This window comes from Paenarthrobacter sp. TA1.8, from assembly GCF_048595705.1.
Taxonomy (GTDB): domain Bacteria; phylum Actinomycetota; class Actinomycetes; order Actinomycetales; family Micrococcaceae; genus Arthrobacter; species Arthrobacter nitroguajacolicus.
Window position 1 is genome coordinate 1473018 of the sequence record NZ_CP184287.1, and the last position, 22000, is coordinate 1495017.

Here is a 22000-nt window from a genome sequence, read left to right on the forward strand (position 1 = left end):
ACGCGATGTTGCGCCCCGGCAATATTGATCTTGGAAGAACGGTTCAGCCCCAAGCATCACCGGGATTCCGAAAGTCGCATCACCCGCATCGGAGGTCTCTTGAGCCGATGCTCCGGCCGCCGAAAGGTGGTCCGGCCCTGTACGAAGCCGGCGGCGACAGAGTCTTCTGAGACCGAGACTCTCCCCCCAGCCGCCGCCGGCTTCTAGGCCAGGGACCCCGCGAACCGCGGACCCCCAACCCCCTCCCGCATCATGGGACTGCTGCTATTGGAGTGTGCATGTTGCCGGACCCCTGGCTGGACGAAGACACCGTCACAGCAGGGCTGAGGCCATCAACACTCCCGGACAGGGCGCAGCTGCTCAACCTCATTCTTTCCGCCGTTCCATCGGCTTCCACCAGTGGGATCGTGGTGGTGGGAGAACGGGGTTCGGGAAAGAGCCACCTTTTGCTCTCCCTCAAAGAGAGGCTCCCCAAAACCGTGGATGTCCGCACCTTCACCGGAAAGCCTGAACTTAGGGCACTCCACTTCGGCGCATTGGGAGCCGTTTCCGCAGGCGAAGCGGAGGAGGCTGCAGCTCCGGGCCTCCACGTGCTGCGGGCCCTCACCAATACTCTGGGACCAGCCGACTACTTGTACACACCCCCGCTTGGACGACGCCGGAACAAGCGGCACGCTCAACCGGCGCGGCCGCAGCTGGTCCTGTTGGTGGACGACATCCACTTCATCGATCCAGCCTCGCTGGCGGTCCTGTTGCAACTCATTCCGGGATTCGGCGCAACGTTGGTGGCTACGGCGGAAAGCCGCTACCCCCTCCCGCAGGACCTCTACCAGCTCTGGGAAGACGGCTTCCTGGAGCAGTACTTCCTGCCGCCCTTTAGCTTCAAAGAGGCTCACGCTCTGTGCGAGACAGTCTTGGGCGGACACGTCCAGCGACGAGCAAGCAGCCTCCTCGCTGCCATGAGCGGCTTCAACGTTGGATTGCTCTGCCTCGCGGTGAATGACGCCCGCCGCTCCGGTTTCCTGGTGCAGATGGACGGTTTCTGGACCATCGATGTCCGGGCGCACTGCGACTGGCCCAGCGTGGTTGAGCATGTCCGGGCGGAGAACGTTTCCCGCCCGCCGGAAGAACGCCAGGCGCTGGAACTCATCGCGCTGGCTGAGCCCGTGGCGTTGGAGGTAGTGGAGCGACATTTCGGGCAGAAGGCCATGGAGCATCTCTTCACGAACCATGACATCAGGTTGTTGCCGGGCCAGCCCCTGCTGGTCCGCACGAGTTCGTGGCTGCGCGGGGAAGGAACCCGTTTGTCCGTGCCGCGGTCCCGGAGCCTGGCACTCCGGCTGGGTGTGGAGGAACCGGCACTGACTGTGGAGACGGCCCCCGCCATGCTGCGATGGATGACATGGACCCTCGACTGCGGACTGAGCCTCTCCGACGAGCTTCTCTTGGCCGCCGCTCCCGCCGCTGACAGGCCGTCCACTGCCGAACTCGCCCGGAGGGTTGCTTCAGCAGTGAGGGGTGCGGATCACGCAGACGAGGCCCGACTGCTCAGCGCGCGGGCGCTGATCGCCGAGGGCCAGCTGGCGGAAGCAGCTCCGGAACTTCGGCGCTTGGCGGCCGCGGGTGGGTCCCTTGGAGTGAAGGTCGACGCCGCACATAGACTCATGGCCCTCGGATTGCTGGGTGCCGCGCCTGGTGCCGTGCCTCTCGAAGCGGAGCCTGCCGGGTTGGAGCATGTGGGGCAGGCGCCTGGCGGCCAGGGCTCCGGGGAACCCGCGGACCCTGCCGCCCTGATCATGTGGAATGTGCAGGAAGCGGAGCGCCTGCTGCTTTCCGGTGCGGCGCCGGAAGCGTTGCAGGGGTCCTCTGCTGCGATGGGAGCCATCAGTGCTGACCCGGCGATGGAGATGTTCCTGCCGGGGACGATGCTTCGGCATGTCGTGAGTCTCCGGTACAACCTGGCCTGGGGACTGGTGGACCCGCTCTTGGACTGTCCCGCCGAGTACGCCATGCCTATGCACCTTTCGGCATGCCTGGACGTCGCCCGCGGTTACGTCCAGCTCAGCCAGGGGCTCCCGCGCGCAGCCCGCGTCACCTTGGAGCCCGTCCTCGCTGAACTGCACGACGCCGGCCTACCGCCGGTACTCGCCCTGGCGGCGGCCATGTTTGCCTACTGCGAGGCGTGGTGCGGGAACTCACTTCAGGCCATGGCACGGGTCCAGCAGGGCAAGGCCGCGCAGGAAGCCGCTCGGAACACTGCGAGCCCTGATGGCCTCTTGCTACAGCTCAGTACCGTGTATATCGCGGCAGCGCAGGACCAAGCCTCCGGCACAGCAACTCATCTGTTGGCCTTGGCGGAAAGGTTGCACTCACAGGGGAGCACTTTGATGGAGGCTGAGGTGTTCTCGCTCCTGACACTTAACGCGGGCAGTGCCGCCGTCGACGATCTTGAGATCCTGCGCCGCTTGGACGCTCTGGCCGCCACCCTCCACGGCGCGGGCGGTGCGGCGCTCGGGAGGTTCGCATCGGCCTTGACGGACAACGACCCCAAGGCACTGGAGTCGGCTGGGCGGAATTTGTCTGCAGACCGGCAGTTTGCCCACGCAGCACTTTGCTATTCGCGGGCGGCCAGCGGTTACGAGGCCAGGACGCGCGCTGCCGCGAGTCGTCGGGCCTCGGTGCTCGTCGAACGGCTCCGGAGTGCCTTCGACAGCGGTATGGTCCCACCACTGGGATGGGTGCCGGGGCGGGCCGGCAGCTGACGTGCTGTACGGCACACCGCCGGGTAGGGGCCAGCGTGGGATAATGAGGAGTCCCTGAAGGATTTCCAAGGAGCGCCCCTTGACTGCCGTATCAACTCCCGCCTCACTGCAGCGGTCCATGCATGCCATGGACAACGCGGAGGTGTTGCGGATCCGGAACGATTTCCCGGTGCTGGATCAGCTGGTCAACGGCAAACCCTTGATCTACCTCGATTCCGGCGCTACGTCGCAGAACCCGCTCAGCGTCATCGAGGCCGAGCAGGAGTACTACGAGCAACGCAACGCCGCCGTTCACCGCGGTGCACACCATCTTGCGGTGGAAGCCACCGAGGTCTTTGAGGACGCACGCCAGACCGTGGCGGACTTTATTGGCGCGCAGTACGAGGAAACCGTTTGGACCTCCAATGCCACGGAGGGCCTGAACCTCATCAGCTACGCGCTATCCAACGCCGCCCTGTGGGCTGCCCAGGGACGCGGTGGTTCCAGTCTGAAGGACCTGGCGATCGGTCCGGGCGACGAGATCGTCGTCACCGAAATGGAGCACCACGCCAACCTCATCCCCTGGCAGGAACTGGCCTTCCGGACGGGTGCCACACTGAAATACATCCCCGTCACGGACGACGGGATGCTCCGGCTCGATGCAGCGGGCGAGATTGTGGGGGAGCGGACCAAGCTTCTGGCCTTCACCCACGCATCGAACGTCCTGGGCACCATCAACCCGGTACCCGAACTGGTAGCCATGGCCCGACGTGTGGGTGCTTTGGTGGTCCTGGACGCTTGCCAGTCCGTTCCTCACATGGCCGTTGACGTCAAGGAACTGGACGTTGATTTCGCCGTTTTCTCCGGCCACAAAATGTTGGCCCCCACCGGCGTGGGCGTGCTGTACGGGAAGCAGGAGCTCCTGGATGTCCTGCCGCCTTTCCTCACGGGCGGGTCCATGATTACCACGGTCACCATGGAACGGGCAGAGTACTTGCCGGCGCCACAGCGGTTCGAGGCCGGAACGCAACGGATCTCCCAGGCTGTTGCGCTCGCAACTGCCGTGAACTATCTCACCGAGACGGGTATTGATCGCATCCACGCTTGGGAAGCGGAACTTGGCCAGCGTCTGGTGAAGGGGCTGGAAAGCATCGACGGCATTCGCGTGGTGGGTCCGGCGTCCGGCTCTGAACGAATCGGACTGGCAGCCTTCGACGTCGCCGGGGTCCACGCCCACGACGTCGGACAGTTCCTTGATGACCGCGGCATCGCCGTTCGCGTGGGCCACCACTGCGCCCAGCCGCTGCACCGCCGGCTCGGACTCACGGCAACCACCCGCGCGAGCACGTACCTCTACAACACCACGGACGACGTCGATGCTTTCCTCGACGCCGTTTCGGGTGTCCGGGCTTACTTCCAAGCCTGACACGCGGCACGGGCCTTCGGCCGCACAGCCGTCACCCAACGATTTCCCCTAGAAGAGGCAACAAGCATCATGAGTCTTGACCAGCTGTACCAGCAGATCATCCTGGACCATTCCAAGCAGCGGCACGGCAGCGGCCTGGCGGGAACGGACGCCCCGGACGGTACATCCACCGGTCAGTCGCACCAGCTGAACCCCGTGTGCGGTGATGAGGTGACCTTGCGGCTTGCAGTTTCCGATGGAACCGTCCAGCAGATCAGCTGGGACGGCGCGGGCTGTTCCATCTCCATGGCCTCGGCCTCGGTGCTCAGCGAACTGGGTGAGGGGATGTCCGTGGACGAACTGCACTCCGTTATTGATAACTTCCGGGAGGTTCTGCGTTCCCGTGGGAAGGTCCAGGCGGACCCTGAGATTCTGGGCGATGCAGCTGCGTTCGAAGGGGTGGCCCGCTATGCCGCCCGCGTGAAATGCGCCATGATTTCCTGGGTTGCCGCCGAGGACGCGCTCAACCAAGCCACCGCGTAACAGCAGTACCTCCGCGTTAGGCGCGCGCAAAGACGTCAGGGACGCCGTCGCCGTCGTCGTCCCGTTCTTCATCTGCCTGGACCTGGCGGTAGCGCCGGTTGCGGGCCTTGAGCACGACGGCGGCCAGCAGCGCCGAGATCAGGGAACCTGCCAGGATGGCTACCTTGGCGTGATCGTTATGGGCAGAGCCAGCGCCGAAGCTCAACTCGCCGATCAGCAACGAGACAGTAAATCCGATGCCGGCCAGCAGTGCCAGCCCGAAGAGGTCGATCCAGGCGATGCTGGAATCGAGGCTTGCGCGGGTGGTTTTGGTGACCAGGAACGTGGTGCCGAAGACACCCACGGCCTTGCCTATCACCAGCGCGGCCACGATGCCCAAGGCCACCGGATCCCGGAGGGCGGCCCCCATGCCGTCCAACCCTCCCAAGGCCACGCCTGCGGAGAAGAACGCGAAGACAGGCACGGCGAAGCCTGCTGAGAACGGGCGTAGTTTGTGTTCGAGGTACTCGGCCAGGCCCTCGGCCGGTTCTCCCTTTTTGCCGCTGGCCAGGACCGGAACGGCGAAGCCCAACAGCACTCCGGCCACGGTGGCGTGAATGCCGGAGGCATGGACAAAGCCCCACGTTGCCAGGGCGAGCGGCAGCAGGAGATACCAGCTACGGATCCGTTTTTGGACGAGGAACGTGAACAGCGCCAGCGGGACCAGCGCGGCCAAAAGCATGAGGGGCTGGAGCCCGGTGGAGTAGAAGAAGGCGATGATGCCGATAGCGATGAGGTCATCCACCACTGCAAGGGTCAGCAGGAAAGTCCGGAGCGCGGCGGGCAAATGTGTGTTAATGACGGCCAGCACTGCGAGGGCGAAGGCGATGTCCGTGGCAGTGGGGATCGCCCAGCCTTTGAGGGTTTCTCCGGCTGTTCCGAGGTTGAAGAGAACGTAGATCAGGGCTGGAACCACCACCCCGCCAACGGCAGCGGCTACCGGGACAACTGCCCGGGCAGGTTTGCGGAGTTCCCCGGCGACGAATTCACGCTTGAGTTCGAGGCCCGCGAGGAAGAAGAACACCGCCAGCAAGCCATCCGAGGCCCAATGGCCCAAGCTCAGGTCAAGATGCCAGGGTTCGTAGCCGATCTTGACGTCGCGGAGTGCGAAATAGCCGTCTGCTGCAGGGGAGTTCGCCCAAATGAGGGCAACCACGGTGGCTGCCAGGAGGAGGGCGCCGCCAACTGTCTCCGTGCGGAGGATCGAGAGGATCCTGCGGTACTCGGGGTAGCTGGAGCGTGAGAAAACTTTGCCGGTCTGGCTCGATGCGCCGGGCTCGGGTGCCGCGGGCTGGTTCGATGGCTGGGGCACAGGGGCTCCTCAAAAGTGGGCGGGCATTTGCGGGTACTGCAAAAGAACCGCCGACCAGACTTCCCGGCACACCACTATCCATCTTACCCAACTGAGTCGCAGTAGAGCGCGTTTTGAGCTCTCATAACGCGCACTGTTGCGACTCAGTTGGGTGAAACTTAGGCGACCAGGCCCGCGATTCCGATGGCCGCCGTCGCGAGTCCGAGCACCATGGAGATGGTGACCAGCACAACGTGGACCGTGAGGAACTTGGTGGCCTTCCCGGCGGCGTCGCGGGCTCGCGGATCCTTCATGACGCGCTTAAGGAACTGCGGCCACACCACCAAGGACCAGACACCGGCAACGATCAGGACGACCGCCAGGATTGCGGGGATCTCCACGCTAGTGGCTTTCGAGCCAGGCCTGCGCCTGCTGCGACTGAATGCCCAAAGCCTTGCCCACCATGGGCTCGGCAGCATCAGCGATCTTGCCACCGAGGAACGGAACCGAGGAGGTCACGTTGCCTTCGAGCTCGATCCGGGTGCTGCTGCCCTCGGCCACCAGGCGCTGGACCGCGGTGACATCAAGCGGAGCGCCGGAGATCTTCAGGGCAATCGTGCTGGACCGTGAACCGTCGGCAGCCGGGGCTTCCCACTTCTCGGTCTGGGTCACCTTGAGGGTTTCGCCAACGAACTTGCGGGCGATATCCGGCAGGCGCGTGGTGGGCAGCGTGCGAACCGTGGTGGTGGTGAAAGCGCCGGCAGTCTCGCCGTCAACGGTGAACGATTCCAAGGAGCCGCCCACGTATTCGCTGGTGTGACGCAGGAAATCTTCGTTGACGAAGACGGCAGCTACGCGGTCAACGCTGTGGGGCAGGGTGGTGGATGCACTCAGGGCCATGGGTCCTCCGTGGATGGTTGTGGTGAAGCTTTTTAGCTCCCAACATCCTACGGGGTCTGGGTGGACACGCTTGAACCGGCCTCCTGGAGGGTAGTGGCCGCGGCAGAAATGTTGCGGGCCATTGAGGGAAAAATGAACCCGTGGAAGGGGTACACGCCAAGCCAGTAGAGCCGTCCAGCCAAGCCGCGCGGGAAGAAAATGGCGCGTTGCTTATAGAGGCTGCCGTCACCATCGGGCTCCACTGCCAACTCCAGCCAGGCGCCGCCGGGGGCCCGCATCTCCGCGCGCAATCGCAGCAGGTGCCCGCGGTCAATGGCCTCCACACGCCACCAGTCCACCACTTCACCTGTGTTCAGGGTCTTCGGGTGCCGGCGACCCCTCAACAGCCCTGCACCACCCTGCAACTTGTCCAGCCAACCCCGCACCCGCCAAGCCAGTGGAAGGGAGTACCAGCCGTTCTTGCCGCCGATGCCCTCAATGATGGTCCATACGTGCTCCGGCTTGGCCTCGCTGTGGAAGGTCCGTTCGTCAAGGAATACCTTGTAACCGGCCCAGTCGGGATCGCTCGGCAGGGGATCGGCGTCAATGCCCGCGTTCGCCCACGTCGTCTCAACCTGCCCGTCCCGTTCCTTGCCCAACGCCAAGGCGACGGCGCGCCGGTAGGGAGTCAGGCCGCCGTCGGGCTGGGGAATGTAATCGTCGACGTCGTGCTCCCGCGACACCGCGTCGTGTTGCAGCGACTGCACCAAGGGCAGGGACATGGACAACGGAATGGGAGTCACCAGGGCTACCCACAAGCCCGCAAGCTTGGGAGCCGGCACCGGAAGCGCGACCACCAGCCGCCGGGGGAGCCCACGCTCCACGGCGTACTCGTTCATCATGTCCTTGTACTTCAGGACGTCCCTGGAACCGACATCGAAGGAACGGTTCAGCTTTTCCGGGAGTGCGGCGGCGGCCACAAGGTAGTGGAGGACGTCACGGACGGCGATGGCCTCCACACGGTTATTAACCCAGCTTGGCGCAGGCATGACAGGCAGGGTCTCAGCAAGGTGGCGGATCATCTCGAAAGACGCCGAACCCGAACCGATCACCACACCGGCCTGGAACACGATGGAGTCAACCGCAGACTCGAGGAACACCCGGCCCACGGTCTCGCGGGAGCGCATATGGATGGAAAGTTCCGCGTTTTCGGGGTGCAGGCCGCCGAGGTAGACGATCCTGTCCACGCCCGCATCCGTGGCTGCACGCGCCACGAGCCTGGCCATCGATTCTTCCTTGGCTTCAAATCCGCTGCCGGAAGCCATGGAGTGGACCAGATAGTAGAGGACGTCCACGCCGGTCAGGGCGGTCGCCAGGCTGCCGGCATCGGACAGGCTGTCCTGGATGATCTCAACCTGATCGTACCAGGGAACATCGGCAATCTTCTGTGGTGTGCGGACCAGCACCTTGACCCTGTGACCGGCCTCGAGGAGCCGGGGGACCAACCGCCCGCCGATGTAGCCCGTGGCACCGGTGACCAGCACCGTCTTGGTGTCCTGCGGGGTATTGGAATGCGTAGCTTCCGAAGGCTGCAAAGGAACTCCTGTGGCTGGGGGTAGAGGTAGGCTGGAATGACCCGGCATTCATCTGAATTTCCGGGCATTTGTGTTGCCTGCCCTTGGACCCACCCTAGGAGTTTCTGCCATGAGCCTCAACGGTCTGCGCCGCGCACTGGCGGAGGACAAGACTTTTGCGCGCGTTCGTACGGAGGCACAGCGGTCCTTCAGCGACCGGAACGCCGACTACCAGATCAGCGCTCCCACTGGCATGCGTGCCGTGTTGCTCGCCGAAATGGCCGATGCGCTGACTGATGCTGCTGCCGATGGCGCGGGCGCTCCCGTGGTCCTCGCCGTCACCGCCACCGGCCGTGAAGCCGAGGACCTCACCGCGGCGCTCGCCTCCTACCTCCCCGCGGAGTCCGTGGCCACTTTCCCCAGCTGGGAGACCCTCCCGCATGAGCGGCTTTCGCCCCGATCCGACACTGTGGGCCGCCGACTCTCCGTCCTGCGCCGCCTGACACACCCTGAAAGCTCGACGGCGGCCCCCTTGCGCGTGGTGGTGGCCCCGGTCCGCGCCGTGGTCCAGCCTATTGTGGCCGGCTTGGGCGACCTGGTTCCGGTGACGCTACAGGTAGGGCAGGAGCGTTCGTTCACGGAAGTTGTCAGGGCCCTGTCCGACGCCGCGTATGCCCGCGTTGATATGGTGACCCACCGTGGTGAGTTCGCGGTCCGCGGCGGCATCCTTGACGTCTTCCCGCCCACCGAAGACCATCCCATCCGCGTGGAATTCTTCGGTGACGAAGTGGACCAGATGCGCTGGTTTGCCGTGGCCGACCAGCGCTCGCTGTCCGCACCCGGAATCCACCACCCCACAGAACTGCATGCCCCGCCGTGCCGGGAAATCCTGATCACCGCTTCCGTGATGTCCCGGGCGGCCAAGCTCAAAGCCGACATGCCTGCCGCGGCTGACATGCTGGAGAAGATCGCGGGCGGCATCGCTGTTGAAGGCATGGAATCACTGGCCCCTGTGCTGGTAGATGCCATGGTCCCGTTCGTGGACCAGCTCCCGGCCGGCTCGCTTTCGGTGGTCATCGAACCGGAGAAAGTGCGCACCCGCGCGCACGACCTCGCAGCGACCAACGAGGAGTTCCTGGAAGCTGCTTGGTCAACGGCGTCCGACGGCGGTGCGGCGCCCCTCGACCTTTCGTCCCAGGCATCTGCCGACCTGCATGCCGCCAGTTTCCGTTCGCTCACCGACACCCGCTCGGCCGCCTTGGAACATGGCGTGTCCTGGTGGTCCATCACCTCACTCGCCTCCGATGAGGACCTGGTCCTGGACATCGATGTGCTCAACATGCGTGCCCGCGAACCTCGTGGCTACCAGGGTGACGTGGCCGAGATGCTGGAATTCATCGGCTCCCGCGTCCGCGAGCAGTGGCGTGTGGTGGTGGTGACCGACGGTCCCGGACCCGCCCAGCGCCTGGCCGAACTGTTCCATGACGCAGACATTCCTTGTTCCCGCGTGGAGTCCCTGGATAAGGAGCCCCAGCCGGGCATCATCGAGGTGACCACTGCCGCCGTCGGACGTGGGTTTGTCCTGGACGGCCTGAAACTTGGCTTGCTGACTGAAGCCGATTTGCTGGGCCGTGCCACAGCGAGCTCCACCAAGGACATGCGGCGCATGCCGTCCAAGCGCCGCAACGCCGTGGACCCGTTGCAGCTGCATGCGGGCGACTTCGTGGTGCACGAACAACACGGTATCGGCCGGTTCGTGGAGCTGATCCAGCGCAAGGTAACCGGAACGTCGTCGTCCGATGCAGGGCTGCGCGAGTATTTGGTGTTGGAGTACGCGCCGTCCAAGCGTGGCGCGCCGGGGGACCGGCTCTTCGTACCAACCGACCAACTGGACCAGGTGACGCGCTACGTGGGCGGAGACGCGCCGGCGCTGAGCAAGATGGGCGGCGCGGACTGGGCCAGCACCAAGTCCAAGGCACGCAGGGCCGTCAAGGAGATCGCCGGTGAGCTGATCCGGTTGTATTCCGCCCGCATGGCCTCCCGGGGCCACGCTTTCGCGCCCGACACCCCGTGGCAGCGTGAGCTGGAGGAAGCGTTCCCCTATGTGGAGACGCCGGACCAGTTGACCACCATCAACGAGGTCAAAGCCGACATGGAGCGCGAGATTCCCATGGACCGACTGGTCTCGGGCGACGTGGGCTACGGCAAAACCGAAATCGCCGTCCGCGCTGCCTTCAAAGCCGTCCAGGACGGCAAACAGGTGGCGGTTCTGGTGCCCACCACGCTCCTTGCGCAACAGCACTACGAAACGTTCACCGAGCGCTTCTCCGGCTTCCCCCTGCGAGTGAAACCGCTGTCCCGGTTCCAAAGCGGCAAGGAAGCCAAGGAGACGGCTGAAGGCGTTAAGAGCGGCGCCGTGGACGTGGTGATCGGTACGCACCGGCTGCTGTCCAAGGACTTCGAGTTCAAAGACCTGGGCCTGGTGATCGTTGACGAGGAGCAGCGCTTCGGCGTGGAGCACAAGGAAGCGCTTAAAAAGATGCGCACCAACGTCGATGTGCTGGCCATGAGTGCCACGCCGATTCCGCGAACCTTGGAAATGTCACTGACGGGCATCCGCGAAACGTCCACCTTGGCTACGCCCCCGGAGGAACGCCACCCTGTGCTGACCTACGTGGGCCCGTACACGAACAAGCAGACGTCGGCCGCGATCCGTCGCGAACTCATGCGCGAGGGACAGGTGTTCTTCGTTCACAACCGCGTCTCGTCCATCGAACGCATCGCTGCGCAGATCCGCGAGCTGGTCCCCGAAGCCCGGGTTGAAGTAGCTCACGGGCAAATGTCGGAGAGCCGGCTGGAGAAGATCATCGTGGACTTCTGGGAGAAGCGTTTCGACGTCCTTGTCTGCACCACCATCATTGAAACCGGCCTGGATATCTCCAATGCAAACACGTTGATTGTGGACGGGGCCGACAAATACGGTCTCTCGCAGCTCCACCAGCTGCGCGGCCGTGTTGGCCGTGGCCGGGAGCGGGCCTACGCCTACTTCCTGTACCCCTCGGAGAAACCCTTGGGCGAAGTAGCATTGGAGCGCCTCAAAGCCGTGGCGGCCCATAACGAGCTCGGTGCCGGTATGCAGCTGGCCATGAAGGACCTGGAGATCCGTGGCGCCGGCAACTTGCTGGGCGGTGAGCAGTCCGGCCACATCCAGGGTGTTGGGTTCGACTTGTACATCCGGCTCGTGGGCGAGGCTGTTGCCGAGTACCGTGGCGAGGCAGAGGAGAAGGCAGCCGAGATGAAGATCGAGCTGCCAGTCAACGCCCACCTGCCCCACGACTACGTGCCCGGCGAAAGGCTGCGGCTGGAAGCGTACCGGAAGCTGGCTTCCGCCATCACGTACGAGGCCATCGATGAAGTCCTGGCCGAACTCGTGGACCGTTACGGCGAACCACCGCTGCCCGCCCAAAACCTCATCGCCGTGGCCCGGTTCCGGGTGGGTGCCCGCGAAGCCGGCCTGTCCGACGTCGCACTCCAGGGCAACTTCATCCGCTTCTCGCCGGCGCAACTGCCCGAGTCCAAAACCATGCGCCTGAACCGCATGTATCCGGGTTCGCAGGTGAAGCCAGCCTTGGATGCGGTGCTGATTCCCAAGCCCAAGACGGCCAGGATCGGCGGACGCGATCTTCAGGACGCAGAGATCCTGCAATGGGCCAATAACGTCATTGAAGCGATTTTCGCTGAAGTACCTGTAAAGGCTGGCTAACTGCATGATGGGAGGACATCACGCCGCGTCGGGAGCCGCGGCGTGGATTGCTATTGCCTCGGCAGGCCCGTACGCCCTGGGATGGTACCCGTTGGACTCCACCGGGATCCTGATCGGCGCCATGGCGACGGCGGGAACTGCTTTGGTGGTCGACTGGGACCACCGCCACAGCACCATCGCGAATTCGCTGCCGCCGCTGTCCAATGTGATTGCCGTGGGGATCGAAAAAGCCAGCGGAGGGCACCGCCAAGGGACACACTCGCTGTTGGGGGCTTCCGCCTTTGTGGTGCTCGCAGCCATGGCGGCCCAGTTCCAAATGGTGACGCCGGTAGGCAAGCTCTCCATAGGAGCCGGGCTGCTGTGCATGTTCATGATCAACTTGGCGGCCAAGGCGTTGAACCTGTTTCCAAAGTCCGGCTGGATTACCAATTGGCTGTTCGCTTTGGTGATGGCCGGCCTGGTGACGTGGTTTGCGCCGGATCAATGGGGTTGGCTGCCGCTGTCCATGCTCACCGGGGTGGTGGTGCACATCGTGGGGGACATGATCACTGTCGGCGGGGTGCCGCTTCTCTGGCCCATCGTCATCAAACCCCCGAAGTTCCTGCGAAAATCCATGATCCGGGGAATCTGGCGTCCCAATGGCGCTTTCTCCATCCCGTTGCTGGGGCGGGCCGGTTCCCGACGTGAATGGCTGGTCCTCATCCCTGTCAGCGGTTACGCCATGGTGGGCATGGGGGCCGCCGCATGGACGTTGGCACAACAGCATTGGCCCGGCGTTCTGGCGGCCTTGGGCGGCGTAGTGCAACTTCCCTGATGGGAGTCCAGGTCAGCAGTTCGTGCCGTTGTTGGCCACAATGTTTCCGGGTGCGTCCTCGAGCATGATGGTGCCGGCCTGACAGGTTACGTTATTCGTCACAACGATGTTGCCCAGGTCGCCGTGGAAATTGAGCCACGGGCCTTGAAGATTGGAAAATTCGTTGTTTATGACCGCTACGTCGTGAACCGCCGCGGTGCCGCCGTCGTAGTATCCGATCTTGACGCCATCGGGAGAACCCCGGAAGCGGTTGCCATCCACGCTGATGTTGTAGATCTCATGCTCGCCAACGGCCAGCTGCAATCCCGAACCGTGGGATCCGCCCCGCACGTCATTGTTTCGGTAGGACACGTCATGAACTGACGCGCCGAGGGTTTGGGCCACGAGGCCGTCGTCTCCGTCAGCTCCCTGGCGCTGGTCAACGGTGTTGCCCTCCACCACCCCTCCATGGGAGTCGGTGATGTGAATGCCGTCCAACTGATCGTATCGGCCGCTGCTGGTCACCAGTGTGTTGTTATCACGGACGCAGAAATTGCTGCTGGCCACCACTGCGATGGAGTACGTGTAGGGATTCCGGGTGGAGACACCCTCCACCAAGGCGTTGCTGGAGTGGCGGACGTCCACTAAATACTCATGCAGGCGTCCTGGAAGGTTCCCATCCAGCTCCGCACCGTTTTGGTCCGCCGTGAGCTGTGAGACGGTGACGTTTTGTGCGCCGTTGGTGGTGATCATGGGGTGGCCGCCGAATGGCCCCTCGAATTCAAGGAAGTCCGGACCTGCTTTCAGCACGGTGCTTGGCCCGACTCCCCTGAGGGATACATTGCTCTTCATAACCAAAGGACGTTCCAAGGTGAAGACGCCCTCAGGCAACTGCACGATCGCTCCGCCACTCTTGGACGCGGAATCTATGGCATGTTGCAGGGATTTGGAGGTGTCCTCGGGGTCGAGGTATCCCTCCACCACCCATTCCTTGACGCTGGTTGCCTTGCTTCCCAACGCATCGCAGGAGGCTGCTTCCACGCGTTGGGGTGCATCCGGCTTGCTGAGGGCACCCGCTGAAGCACAGCCAGTGAGAAACAGCGTGGTCGCCAAGGAAACGGCCAACATAAAGGAATGGCCCAGGCGGGAGCCCGGGCCATTCAATGTCATCAGCGGGGTCTAGCTTTCGCCGGCAGAATCAGAGCGACCAAAAATGGTCTGCGGGATCCAAAACGCCAGCGCGAACAGGCCGAGGCAGACGGCCATCGGCCACGGGTTATCGAGCGTGAGGAAGGAAAGCGAGTAGATGGCACCCAGGAAGAGCACGATCATGACAAGGAACAGCACAATGCTGGTGCCCAGGCTGTTCTCTTTTTCAATGGGGGCGCTTGTGGCGTTCTTGGACATTCATTCCTCCTCGCCCCGCAGGGCTCAAAAATCTCTGACGGCAGCGGAAGCCTTAGTAGGCGGATGAACCCTGTTCACCCTTGACAATGGCAATTCCGGAGCTCGCTCCGATACGTGTTGCACCAGCAGCAATCATAGCCTGTGCATCGGCCAGGGAGCGCACTCCACCCGAGGCCTTCACGCCCACCTCCGGCCCCACGGTCTTGCGCATCAACGCAACGTCCTCGACGGTGGCACCGCCGCCATTGAATCCGGTGGACGTCTTGACGAAGTCCGCCCCGGCTTCCACGGCCGCTTCGCAGGCAATGACCTTCTGCTCATCGGTCAGCATGGAGGTCTCGATGATCACCTTCAGGATGGCCTCCCCGGCGTGGACTGCCTCGGACACGGCCCTGATGTCGTCCACCAGCGCGCCCTTGTCGTTGGCGCGGGCGGAGGCCATGTTGATCACCATGTCGATTTCATCCGCGCCGTCCAGTACGGCTCCGCGGGCCTCGAAAGCCTTGACGTCGCTGGGGGTGGCACCCAGGGGGAAGCCGATGACCGAGCACGTGAGCACGCCCGAACCTTTGAGGGCCTTGGTGACGGTCTTGACCCAAACCGGGTTCACGCACACCGACTTGAACTTGTACTCGACTGCCTCGGCGCACACCTTGAGGACGTCGGCCTGACTGGCCTCAGGCTTCAACAGTGTGTGGTCAATGTAGGAGGCAATATTTGCTTGCGCGACGGCTTCGTTGCTCATGGGATCCTTCCGTGCAGGGCGTGGCCGGCCCGGTGGCCGCAGGGTTGTCACTGCCCATCAAAGGACCATCTTGCCACATGCGCCGGAGGTCACTGGGGCCGCCGCCAAAGGGGCGTCAGGCCGCGATCAACGCCTGCTGATCGTCTTTGCCCGCACTCAAGAGCAGGCCTGAGGCGCACAGCATCGCAGAGGACTCGGCGGACAGAAGCAGGCCCAGTCGTAGTCCGTCGCAGGACGCGGCATCGCCAATCGCCCAGATGCCTGGTACGGACGTGGCGAGGTCGCGACTTACCGAGATGCCGCCGTCGGGAGCGGTTGTGAGCCCGGCGCTTTCGGCGAGGTCGTTGCGGGCGGTGCGTTCCTCGGCCAGTACCACCAGGTCGCCTTTCATGCTGCTGCCGTCTTCGAAGAGGATGCCGGTGGCCGGCAGCATGGAACCCTGCGCACCCGTGCCGGTGCTGGCGGAAGGCACGACGGCGGTGGGGCGGAGGGTTGTGCGGACGGGGCGGACCCCGCGTGCACGCAGCACAGCCTCGGCCTGGCCCGCCGCCGGTCCGTTCCCAACGAGGATTCCCAGGGGACGGCGGCCCACCAGGCGGGTGACGTCCTTGACCGCTTCGCCGATGTTCGCGGCGTCGTCGATGGTGGAGTAACTCAGGCTGGATTCGGCGCCTGGCACCGGCGGAAGGGCCGGGGCCGAGCCGGTGGCGATGACCAACTGGTCGTAGGAGAACTCCATGCCATCCACGGTGGTGACAATCCTTGCATCGGCGTCGATGAAGCTGGCTGCCTGCCCGAAACGGACCGAGACCTGGGGGAGTTCGGCGAGTTCCAACAGGACGTCCGGGCACTCGTCGCGGTTACTGAGCACAGTGATGGTTCCGTGGAAAGCGCGCTGCCGGGATTCGGACGCTCCGGCTAGCCGCCGCACCAGAGCCTGGGCCGCGGGACCTGCCCCTGCAATGACGATGTGGAGGGAAGGTGCGGACGGGATGGCGGACATGTTTGGCCCTTTCGCTCATGTGACCTGCTGTTGATCATCAGCGTAGGGGGCCGGTTTTTCGCGGGTGTTTCGCCGCTGTTGCCATCTTTGGCCGATCCGTAGCGTGCTGTTTACCGGCCGGTAATAACGTGGATCACATTGCGCGTGCGGACCGTTCTGCCCCGGCCGCCGTGGTGGCATGATGGGCGCATGAGCCAAGTCACATGCGATCTGACTGTTTCACTGGATGGATTTGTTGCTGGCCCCAACCAGCGCCTGGAGGAGCCCTTGGGCGACGGGGGAGAGCTCCTGCACAGATGGATGTTCGAAGAGCCGGAGACGAACGCGCCGGAGATCGCAGGGATTCTCGCGGCTGGTGCGTTCATCATGGGACGCAACATGTTTGCGGGGCCCGGACCGGCGGCGTGGGACACGGAATGGCGGGGCTGGTGGGGCGAGGAACCGCCATATCACGCACCCGTTTTCGTGCTCACCCACCATGGCCGTGAGCCGTTGGAGATGGAAGGCGGGACAACGTTCAACTTCGTCACCGACGGCATCGAATCGGCACTGGCGCAGGCCCGCGAAGCTGCCGGGGACAAAGATGTAGCCATTGCCGGCGGAGCGCAGACCGCCCGCCAGTATCTTTCGGCCGGGCTCATGGACGAGCTGCGGCTCCACATTTCACCCATGGTCCTGGGTGGTGGTGAGCGATTGCTCGACGGCGTGGGAAACCTGGAACTTGAACAGGCAGAGGTACGCGGGACTGGCCTGGTGACGCATGTGCGGTATCGGGCAATTCGCTAGTGGGTACGGCGCACCTCCACTGAAGCCCGTGTACTGCTCCGCAAGGGTAGCAACGCCATAGAGCAGTTTTTTCGAGGCTCGTGAAACCTTTTGGCCGTTCCCGAAGCGGCGAAGTCCCGCACGCACAGGCCGCGACAACGAATGAAGAGAGCATTGAATGGGATTGCCCAGCCCGCACCCGCCTTGGAAGGACGTTCAGAAGCCCTGCGGACGCCTTGGCTTGGCAGGAGGCGCGCGGTAACAGAGCTGTGGCGATTCCTGTCTACGACGTGAACGGGAAAGAGGTGATTGGGAAATTTGTCATCGGCGGTCGTGACGGGCCTATGGTCGAGGTGCCGAACGAGGCCGCTCGTTGAGGAGTGGACACAATGTCTGTCACCCGCTGTACACTGAACTATCGAACATATATTCGAATAAAGGTGTGTTGTGGGCGTGATAGTCGGCCCCCGCGTGATAGATGCGGGCTTTTCCCTTATGTCAGTGCTGCTGGCGCCTATCCCCGTGGCTGCGGGCTATCCGTCGCCCGCCCAGGACTATTTTGATGGTCGAATCGATCTCAACGAGCACCTGATCAAGGATGTCACCAGCACTTTCGTAGTGAGGGTGACTGGCGAGTCAATGGAGGGCGCCGGCATAAGCGACGGTGACGAGTTGATCGTCAACCGCGCGCTGGAGCCCAAGGACGGGTCCGTCGTCGTGGCTGTCCTCGATGGCGAGCTGACCATCAAAAGGCTACGGGTCACGTCCTCGGGCGTAGTCCTGCAGGCCGATAATCCCAAGTATCCGGACATTCGCGTCCCTGCAATGTCGGAGTTGACCATTTGGGGTGTCGCCACCACGTGCCTGCATCACATTTAGTGCGCGCTTTTCCGTTAAATGGCAAGCCGTCTCGGTCTGACGCTGGCGTCATTGCTCCTCAAGCAGCTTGCCGAACACCCTATGCGGCTTGGATTTCAATGGCTTAGTCCCAAGTTTTCCCGGTTAATGCCCCCGGCAGGCATGGGGAACCCGACGCTGAAAGGGCGTGTGTGATTTGCTGCGACAGCTCAGCTAACAGCCGGTGAACGGCGTTCGAGCAGGAGTGTGTCCCGCCATTGGCCGGCGGCGGGGCCGTATGTCATGCGGGCGATGCGGCTCCTGCTGCCGATGATCCGGAAGCCGGCGGCTTCGTGGACCCGGAGGCTGGAGTGATTTTCCGGGAAGATGTTGGATTGGATGGTCCACACTCCACCTTGTTCAGTGGAGTTGATGAGGGCCTGAAGGAGGGCTTTGCCGAGTCCGAGGCCGCGGGCTTCGGCCGCAACGTAGATGGAGTGCTCGACCACGCCCGCGTATACAGGCCGGGACGAGACGGCGGAGACGGCGGCCCATCCCAGAACGCCTTGCCCGGCGGTTTCGGCGACGAGCCTGTGCGCCGGCAACCTGGAGGTGTTGAAGGACTCCCAATCGGGGGCCTTCTCTTCAAAGGTCGCGTGCCCGGTCTCGATACCTTCCTGGAAGATGCGCTGCACGGCGGGCCAATCGGTTGGCGTCATGGTCCGAACTCCAAACCCGTGGTTCATAGGGCTGCGAGGGTTCCGGCGACGTCGTCCAAGGCTCCGGGGACCAGCGAGTAGTACGCCCAGGTGCCGCGCTTCTCGCGATGCAGTAGACCAGCCTCGACCAGGATTTTCAGATGGTGGGAGACAGTGGGCTGACCGAGATCCAGCGGTTCGGTGAGGTCGCAGACACAGGACTCCCCGCCGTCGGCGGCCTTGACGATGGAGAGCAGCCGCAGCCGGTTGGGGTCTGCCAGCGCTTTGAACACCACGGCCCGGCGCTGAGCTTCCTCAGCGCCAAGGGTTGGGGCGGCCGGCGGGCAGCATGTGGTCTGCGTGTCCGGTTCAAGCAGGGGCAGCGAGGTCATCTACCTATTATGCCGCAACATTGACATTCATCAATGTTTAGGCCGATGTCGACGCCGGCTCTAGTGCTTGGCTGCTTCGGAGTGAGGGATGACGACGTCATCGGCGTCCCGGCCGGCATGCGGGAAGAGCAGGAGCAGAAGTCCCATGCCGACGGCCGCGCCGAGGAGCTGGACGGCGATGAACGGTGGGACGGAACCCGGTGCAATTCCGGCGAAGGTGTCGCTGAAGATACGGCCGATGGTCACGGCCGGGTTCGCGAACGACGTCGAAGATGTGAACCAGTACGCGGCACCGATATAAGCACCTACGGCGGGGGCGGCCAAGGCGCCGCGTTTGGTGGCTGCGAGGGAGAAGATCAGCAGGACCAGGCCGGCGGTCGCGACCACCTCGGCCAGCAGATGACCCGCTGCCGCCCGCTCCTTGGTCGAGATAGAGGTGGCGACTTCGAACATCGCGTTGGCGAGGACACTGCCGCCGATGGCGCCGGCGATTTGGGCAAGGACGTAGAGGCCGAGGTCCGGCAAGGACAGGCCGGATCCGCTGCGCCGCCCAAGGAACCAGTCGGCCAGGGACACCACGGGGTTGAAGTGGGCGCCGCTGACCGGCCCGAACACCAGGATCAATACCGTCAGCCCAAGCACCGTCGCCGTGCTGTTTTGTAGCAACTGCAGGCCCACATCATTGGGTGAGAGTTGGGCTGCAGCGATCCCCGAGCCGACGACGATGGCAACGAGCAAAGCGGTGCCGAGGAATTCAGCGATGGCACGGCGCCACAGGGGCGGCTGGAGTGAAGTCATGCCAACAGCTTGACGCAAAGAATTAACTCAGTCAAAATTGAATCAATGAATATTGAAGCAGCTGACACATTCCAGGCACGGGTAGCCAGGCACGCGGCCCTTGCCGATCCGGCGCGCCTGCGCATCGTGGACCTGCTAACCCTGGGCGACTTCTCGCCCTCGGAGCTGCAGGCCGAACTGGGCATGCCGGCCAACCTGCTCTCCCACCACCTGCGCACACTGGAGGACGCCGGACTGGCAACCCGGCAGCGCTCCGAAGCCGACAAGCGCCGCAGTTACCTCCGCCTCGCCACCGGCGCCCTGGATGGACTCGCCCCCGGGGCTGCGCATACGGCAACCCGCGTCCTGTTCGTGTGCACCCGCAACAGTGCACGCTCGCAGTTGGCCACCGCCCTCTGGCGACAGGTAAGCGACATCCCCGCAGCATCGGCCGGAACCCATCCCGCAAACCGTATCGCCCGCGGAGCCATCGAGACCGCCCGACGCCACGGCCTGGACCTGCCGGACATTGCCCCGCGCACCTTGGAAGAGGTTGCAGGCGAGGCGGACCTGGTCGTGACCGTCTGCGACAACGCCCACGAAGAACTGACCGGGCTGGGCGGAATCCACTGGTCCGTGCCGGACCCCCTTCGCCTGGACACAGCCGCCGCCTTCGACCAGGCCTTCGACGACATCACCCACCGCATCCACGACCTCGCACCCCGCATCACCGCCGCCTAACCACCTGGCGACAGTTGCAATATTGACATTCATCAATCTACCGTCCGATACTCTCTATATCGATCATCATCAATGTTCATTACGGAGAGCTTCCTTCTCGGGCGCACCGCTTCAAACCCACCACCCGTTCACACAACGATTCCAGGAGAGAAACCCGTGAGCACCGAAACCACCAAGAAGCCCTCCGTACTGTTCGTCTGCATTCACAACGCCGGGCGTTCCCAGATGGCCGCCGCGTTCCTGACCACCCTGGGCAAGGGGGAGATCGAAGTCCGCTCCGCCGGCTCCCAGCCCGCCGACAAGGTCAACCCGGCCGCCGTCGAGGCCATGGCTGAACTCGGCATCGACATGTCCGCTGAAATCCCGAAGGTCCTCACCACCGAGGCCGTGAAGGAATCCGACGTCGTCATCACCATGGGCTGCGGCGATGAATGCCCGTACTTCCCCGGCAAGCGCTACGAAGACTGGGTCCTGGAAGACCCCGCCGGCCAAGGCGTCGAGGCTGTCCGCCCGATCCGCGACGAAATCAAGACCCGCATCGAGGGCCTGATCGCCTCCCTCGTCCCGGCCGCTAAGTAACCCACATTTTCGATTACCAGGAGAGACTCAGATGAGCACCGACGTCCAGACCGAACAGCTGATCATCATCGGCTCCGGCCCCGCCGGATACACGGCGGCGATCTACGCTGCCCGGGCAGGCCTGAACCCGCTGGTCCTCGCCGGGTCGGTCACCGCCGGCGGGGCGCTGATGAACACCACCGAAGTGGAGAACTTCCCCGGCTTCCCCGGCGGGATCCAAGGCCCGGAGCTCATGGACGGGCTCCAGGAACAGGCCGAAAGGTTCGGCGCGCGGATCGTGTTCGACGACGTCACCGAAGTTAACCTGAAAGGTCACCTCAAGCGCGTAGTCACCGGCGCCGGCCAAACCCACGAAGCACCGGCGGTCATCCTGGCCACAGGCTCGGCCTACAAGGAACTCGGCCTGCCGGAAGAGAAGAAACTCAGCGGCCACGGAGTGTCCTGGTGCGCCACCTGCGACGGATTCTTCTTCCGCGAACAGGACATCATCGTCGTCGGCGGCGGTGACTCCGCCATGGAAGAGGCGACCTTCCTGACCCGCTTCGCCAAGACCGTCACCGTCGTGGTCCGCAAAGACGAACTCCGTGCCTCACGGATCATGGCCCAGCGCGCCAAGGACAACCCCAAGATCAACTTCGCCTGGAACTCGGCCATCACCAAGATCCACGGCGACACCAAGGTCACCGGCGTGACCCTGACTGACACCCGCACCGGTGAAACCCGCGAACAGGCCGCCACGGGCATTTTCGTTGCCATCGGCCACCTTCCCCGCACCGAGCTGGTCGCCGGACAGGTTGACCTGGACGACGAGGGCTACATCAAGGTCGACTCACCCACCACGGTCACGAACCTCTCCGGCGTTTTCGCCTGCGGTGACGCTGTGGACCACCGATACCGCCAGGCCATCACCGCAGCCGGAACCGGCTGCGCCGCCGCGCTGGACGCCGAACGGTTCCTCGCCGCTCTGGCGGATGCCGACAGCATCGCCACGGCCCTGGTTGAAGAACCAACCCACGCCTAACCACGCG

21 protein-coding genes are annotated in these 22000 nt (G+C 63.9%); 10 read left to right on the forward strand and 11 right to left on the reverse strand.

The annotated features are described in order from the left end of the window. Positions 1 to 278: 278 nt before the first annotated feature. From ACNAOT_RS07010 to sufU, 3 genes are all read left to right on the forward strand, one after another. Positions 279 to 2762, forward strand: coding sequence for an AAA family ATPase (locus ACNAOT_RS07010; protein ID WP_420180538.1), 2484 nt, complete (start codon positions 279 to 281; stop codon positions 2760 to 2762). Between the two features lie 79 nt (positions 2763 to 2841). Next, complete coding sequence (locus ACNAOT_RS07015; protein ID WP_420180539.1) at positions 2842 to 4167, forward strand: cysteine desulfurase; 1326 nt, start codon at positions 2842 to 2844, stop codon at positions 4165 to 4167. A 69-nt stretch (positions 4168 to 4236) separates the two neighbouring features. Next, positions 4237 to 4689 (forward strand): Fe-S cluster assembly sulfur transfer protein SufU, encoded by a 453-nt coding sequence (gene sufU / locus ACNAOT_RS07020; RefSeq protein WP_420180540.1) that lies wholly within the window; start codon positions 4237 to 4239, stop codon positions 4687 to 4689. Positions 4690 to 4705: 16 nt separating this feature from the next. Here sufU and nhaA read toward each other — a convergent pair whose 3' ends face one another. The 4 genes from nhaA to ACNAOT_RS07040 form a co-directional block, all read right to left on the reverse strand. Next, positions 4706 to 6040, reverse strand: a complete 1335-nt coding sequence (nhaA, locus tag ACNAOT_RS07025; RefSeq protein ID WP_420180541.1) for a Na+/H+ antiporter NhaA — start codon at positions 6038 to 6040, stop codon at positions 4706 to 4708. Between the two features lie 158 nt (positions 6041 to 6198). Then, positions 6199 to 6420 (reverse strand): SCO4848 family membrane protein, encoded by a 222-nt coding sequence (locus ACNAOT_RS07030; protein ID WP_089594213.1) that lies wholly within the window; start codon positions 6418 to 6420, stop codon positions 6199 to 6201. Position 6421: 1 nt separating this feature from the next. Further along, positions 6422 to 6919, reverse strand: a complete 498-nt coding sequence (locus ACNAOT_RS07035; protein ID WP_420180542.1) for a DUF2505 domain-containing protein — start codon at positions 6917 to 6919, stop codon at positions 6422 to 6424. Between the two features lie 47 nt (positions 6920 to 6966). Further along, the gene (locus ACNAOT_RS07040) at positions 6967 to 8493 is read right to left on the reverse strand and encodes an SDR family oxidoreductase (protein ID WP_420180543.1); all 1527 of its coding nucleotides are present in this window, start codon (positions 8491 to 8493) and stop codon (positions 6967 to 6969) included. Between the two features lie 109 nt (positions 8494 to 8602). Here ACNAOT_RS07040 and mfd point away from each other — a divergent pair, with 109 nt between their 5' ends. Together mfd and ACNAOT_RS07050 are read left to right on the forward strand one after the other, a co-directional pair. Further along, positions 8603 to 12235 carry a transcription-repair coupling factor gene (mfd, locus tag ACNAOT_RS07045; RefSeq protein ID WP_420180544.1) on the forward strand — a complete coding sequence of 1211 codons (3633 nt, stop codon included), beginning with the start codon at positions 8603 to 8605 and terminating at the stop codon, positions 12233 to 12235. Between the two features lie 4 nt (positions 12236 to 12239). After that, positions 12240 to 13049, forward strand: coding sequence for a metal-dependent hydrolase (locus tag ACNAOT_RS07050; protein ID WP_420180545.1), 810 nt, complete (start codon positions 12240 to 12242; stop codon positions 13047 to 13049). 12 nt (positions 13050 to 13061) lie between these two features. Here the strand turns inward: ACNAOT_RS07050 and ACNAOT_RS07055 are convergent, their stop codons facing one another. From ACNAOT_RS07055 to ACNAOT_RS07070, 4 genes are all read right to left on the reverse strand, one after another. Further along, positions 13062 to 14198, reverse strand: a complete 1137-nt coding sequence (locus ACNAOT_RS07055; protein WP_420180546.1) for a right-handed parallel beta-helix repeat-containing protein — start codon at positions 14196 to 14198, stop codon at positions 13062 to 13064. 9 nt (positions 14199 to 14207) lie between these two features. Beyond that, positions 14208 to 14435, reverse strand: a complete 228-nt coding sequence (locus ACNAOT_RS07060) for a hypothetical protein (protein ID WP_091466197.1) — start codon at positions 14433 to 14435, stop codon at positions 14208 to 14210. A gap of 52 nt (positions 14436 to 14487) precedes the next feature. Then, complete coding sequence (gene deoC / locus ACNAOT_RS07065) at positions 14488 to 15180, reverse strand: deoxyribose-phosphate aldolase (protein WP_420180547.1); 693 nt, start codon at positions 15178 to 15180, stop codon at positions 14488 to 14490. Positions 15181 to 15295: 115 nt separating this feature from the next. After that, the gene (locus ACNAOT_RS07070; RefSeq protein WP_178997962.1) at positions 15296 to 16183 is read right to left on the reverse strand and encodes an FAD-dependent oxidoreductase; all 888 of its coding nucleotides are present in this window, start codon (positions 16181 to 16183) and stop codon (positions 15296 to 15298) included. 189 nt (positions 16184 to 16372) lie between these two features. On the opposite strand from ACNAOT_RS07070, the gene ACNAOT_RS07075 reads away from it, so the two are divergent. Together ACNAOT_RS07075 and ACNAOT_RS07080 are read left to right on the forward strand one after the other, a co-directional pair. Continuing rightward, positions 16373 to 16969: a dihydrofolate reductase family protein gene (locus ACNAOT_RS07075; RefSeq protein ID WP_420180548.1), complete on the forward strand. Its 597-nt coding sequence runs from the start codon at positions 16373 to 16375 to the stop codon at positions 16967 to 16969. Between the two features lie 426 nt (positions 16970 to 17395). Beyond that, on the forward strand, positions 17396 to 17827 hold the full coding sequence (locus tag ACNAOT_RS07080; protein WP_017199306.1) for a LexA family protein: 432 nt from the start codon (positions 17396 to 17398) through the stop codon (positions 17825 to 17827). Positions 17828 to 18015: 188 nt separating this feature from the next. On the opposite strand, the gene ACNAOT_RS07085 is transcribed toward ACNAOT_RS07080, so the two are convergent. From ACNAOT_RS07085 to ACNAOT_RS07095, 3 genes are read right to left on the reverse strand one after another with little or no spacing between them, the layout of a single operon-like run. Beyond that, the gene (locus ACNAOT_RS07085) at positions 18016 to 18504 is read right to left on the reverse strand and encodes a GNAT family N-acetyltransferase (protein WP_420180549.1); all 489 of its coding nucleotides are present in this window, start codon (positions 18502 to 18504) and stop codon (positions 18016 to 18018) included. Between the two features lie 23 nt (positions 18505 to 18527). Then, a complete protein-coding gene (locus tag ACNAOT_RS07090; RefSeq protein WP_420180550.1) occupies positions 18528 to 18875 on the reverse strand; it encodes an ArsR/SmtB family transcription factor in 348 nt (115 codons plus the stop codon). Positions 18876 to 18935: 60 nt separating this feature from the next. Continuing rightward, the gene (locus ACNAOT_RS07095) at positions 18936 to 19673 is read right to left on the reverse strand and encodes an MIP/aquaporin family protein (RefSeq protein ID WP_420180551.1); all 738 of its coding nucleotides are present in this window, start codon (positions 19671 to 19673) and stop codon (positions 18936 to 18938) included. A 45-nt stretch (positions 19674 to 19718) separates the two neighbouring features. On the opposite strand from ACNAOT_RS07095, the gene ACNAOT_RS07100 reads away from it, so the two are divergent. The 3 genes from ACNAOT_RS07100 (at position 19719) to trxB (ending at position 21993) form a co-directional block, all read left to right on the forward strand. Beyond that, positions 19719 to 20393, forward strand: coding sequence for a helix-turn-helix domain-containing protein (locus tag ACNAOT_RS07100; RefSeq protein WP_420180552.1), 675 nt, complete (start codon positions 19719 to 19721; stop codon positions 20391 to 20393). Positions 20394 to 20549: 156 nt separating this feature from the next. Next, the gene (locus ACNAOT_RS07105) at positions 20550 to 20972 is read left to right on the forward strand and encodes an arsenate reductase ArsC (protein ID WP_420180553.1); all 423 of its coding nucleotides are present in this window, start codon (positions 20550 to 20552) and stop codon (positions 20970 to 20972) included. Positions 20973 to 21003: 31 nt separating this feature from the next. Next, a complete protein-coding gene (trxB, locus tag ACNAOT_RS07110) occupies positions 21004 to 21993 on the forward strand; it encodes a thioredoxin-disulfide reductase (RefSeq protein ID WP_420180554.1) in 990 nt (329 codons plus the stop codon). The last annotated feature ends 7 nt before the right edge of the window (positions 21994 to 22000 follow it).

Bases quoted from the DNA above. Each gene is read 5' to 3' on its own strand.
- ACNAOT_RS07010 (WP_420180538.1), top strand. From the start codon at position 279: ATGTTGCCGGACCCCTGGCTGGACGAAGACACCGTCACAGCAGGGCTG.
- sufU (WP_420180540.1), top strand. From the start codon at position 4,237: ATGAGTCTTGACCAGCTGTACCAGCAGATCATCCTGGACCATTCCAAG.
- ACNAOT_RS07035 (WP_420180542.1), bottom strand. From the start codon at position 6,919: ATGGCCCTGAGTGCATCCACCACCCTGCCCCACAGCGTTGACCGCGTA.
- mfd (WP_420180544.1), top strand. From the start codon at position 8,603: ATGAGCCTCAACGGTCTGCGCCGCGCACTGGCGGAGGACAAGACTTTT.
- ACNAOT_RS07050 (WP_420180545.1), top strand. From the start codon at position 12,240: ATGATGGGAGGACATCACGCCGCGTCGGGAGCCGCGGCGTGGATTGCT.
- ACNAOT_RS07055 (WP_420180546.1), bottom strand. From the start codon at position 14,198: ATGACATTGAATGGCCCGGGCTCCCGCCTGGGCCATTCCTTTATGTTG.
- ACNAOT_RS07060 (WP_091466197.1), bottom strand. From the start codon at position 14,435: ATGTCCAAGAACGCCACAAGCGCCCCCATTGAAAAAGAGAACAGCCTG.
- deoC (WP_420180547.1), bottom strand. From the start codon at position 15,180: ATGAGCAACGAAGCCGTCGCGCAAGCAAATATTGCCTCCTACATTGAC.
- ACNAOT_RS07070 (WP_178997962.1), bottom strand. From the start codon at position 16,183: ATGTCCGCCATCCCGTCCGCACCTTCCCTCCACATCGTCATTGCAGGG.
- ACNAOT_RS07075 (WP_420180548.1), top strand. From the start codon at position 16,373: ATGAGCCAAGTCACATGCGATCTGACTGTTTCACTGGATGGATTTGTT.
- ACNAOT_RS07085 (WP_420180549.1), bottom strand. From the start codon at position 18,504: ATGACGCCAACCGATTGGCCCGCCGTGCAGCGCATCTTCCAGGAAGGT.
- ACNAOT_RS07090 (WP_420180550.1), bottom strand. From the start codon at position 18,875: ATGACCTCGCTGCCCCTGCTTGAACCGGACACGCAGACCACATGCTGC.
- ACNAOT_RS07095 (WP_420180551.1), bottom strand. From the start codon at position 19,673: ATGACTTCACTCCAGCCGCCCCTGTGGCGCCGTGCCATCGCTGAATTC.
- ACNAOT_RS07100 (WP_420180552.1), top strand. From the start codon at position 19,719: ATGAATATTGAAGCAGCTGACACATTCCAGGCACGGGTAGCCAGGCAC.
- trxB (WP_420180554.1), top strand. From the start codon at position 21,004: ATGAGCACCGACGTCCAGACCGAACAGCTGATCATCATCGGCTCCGGC.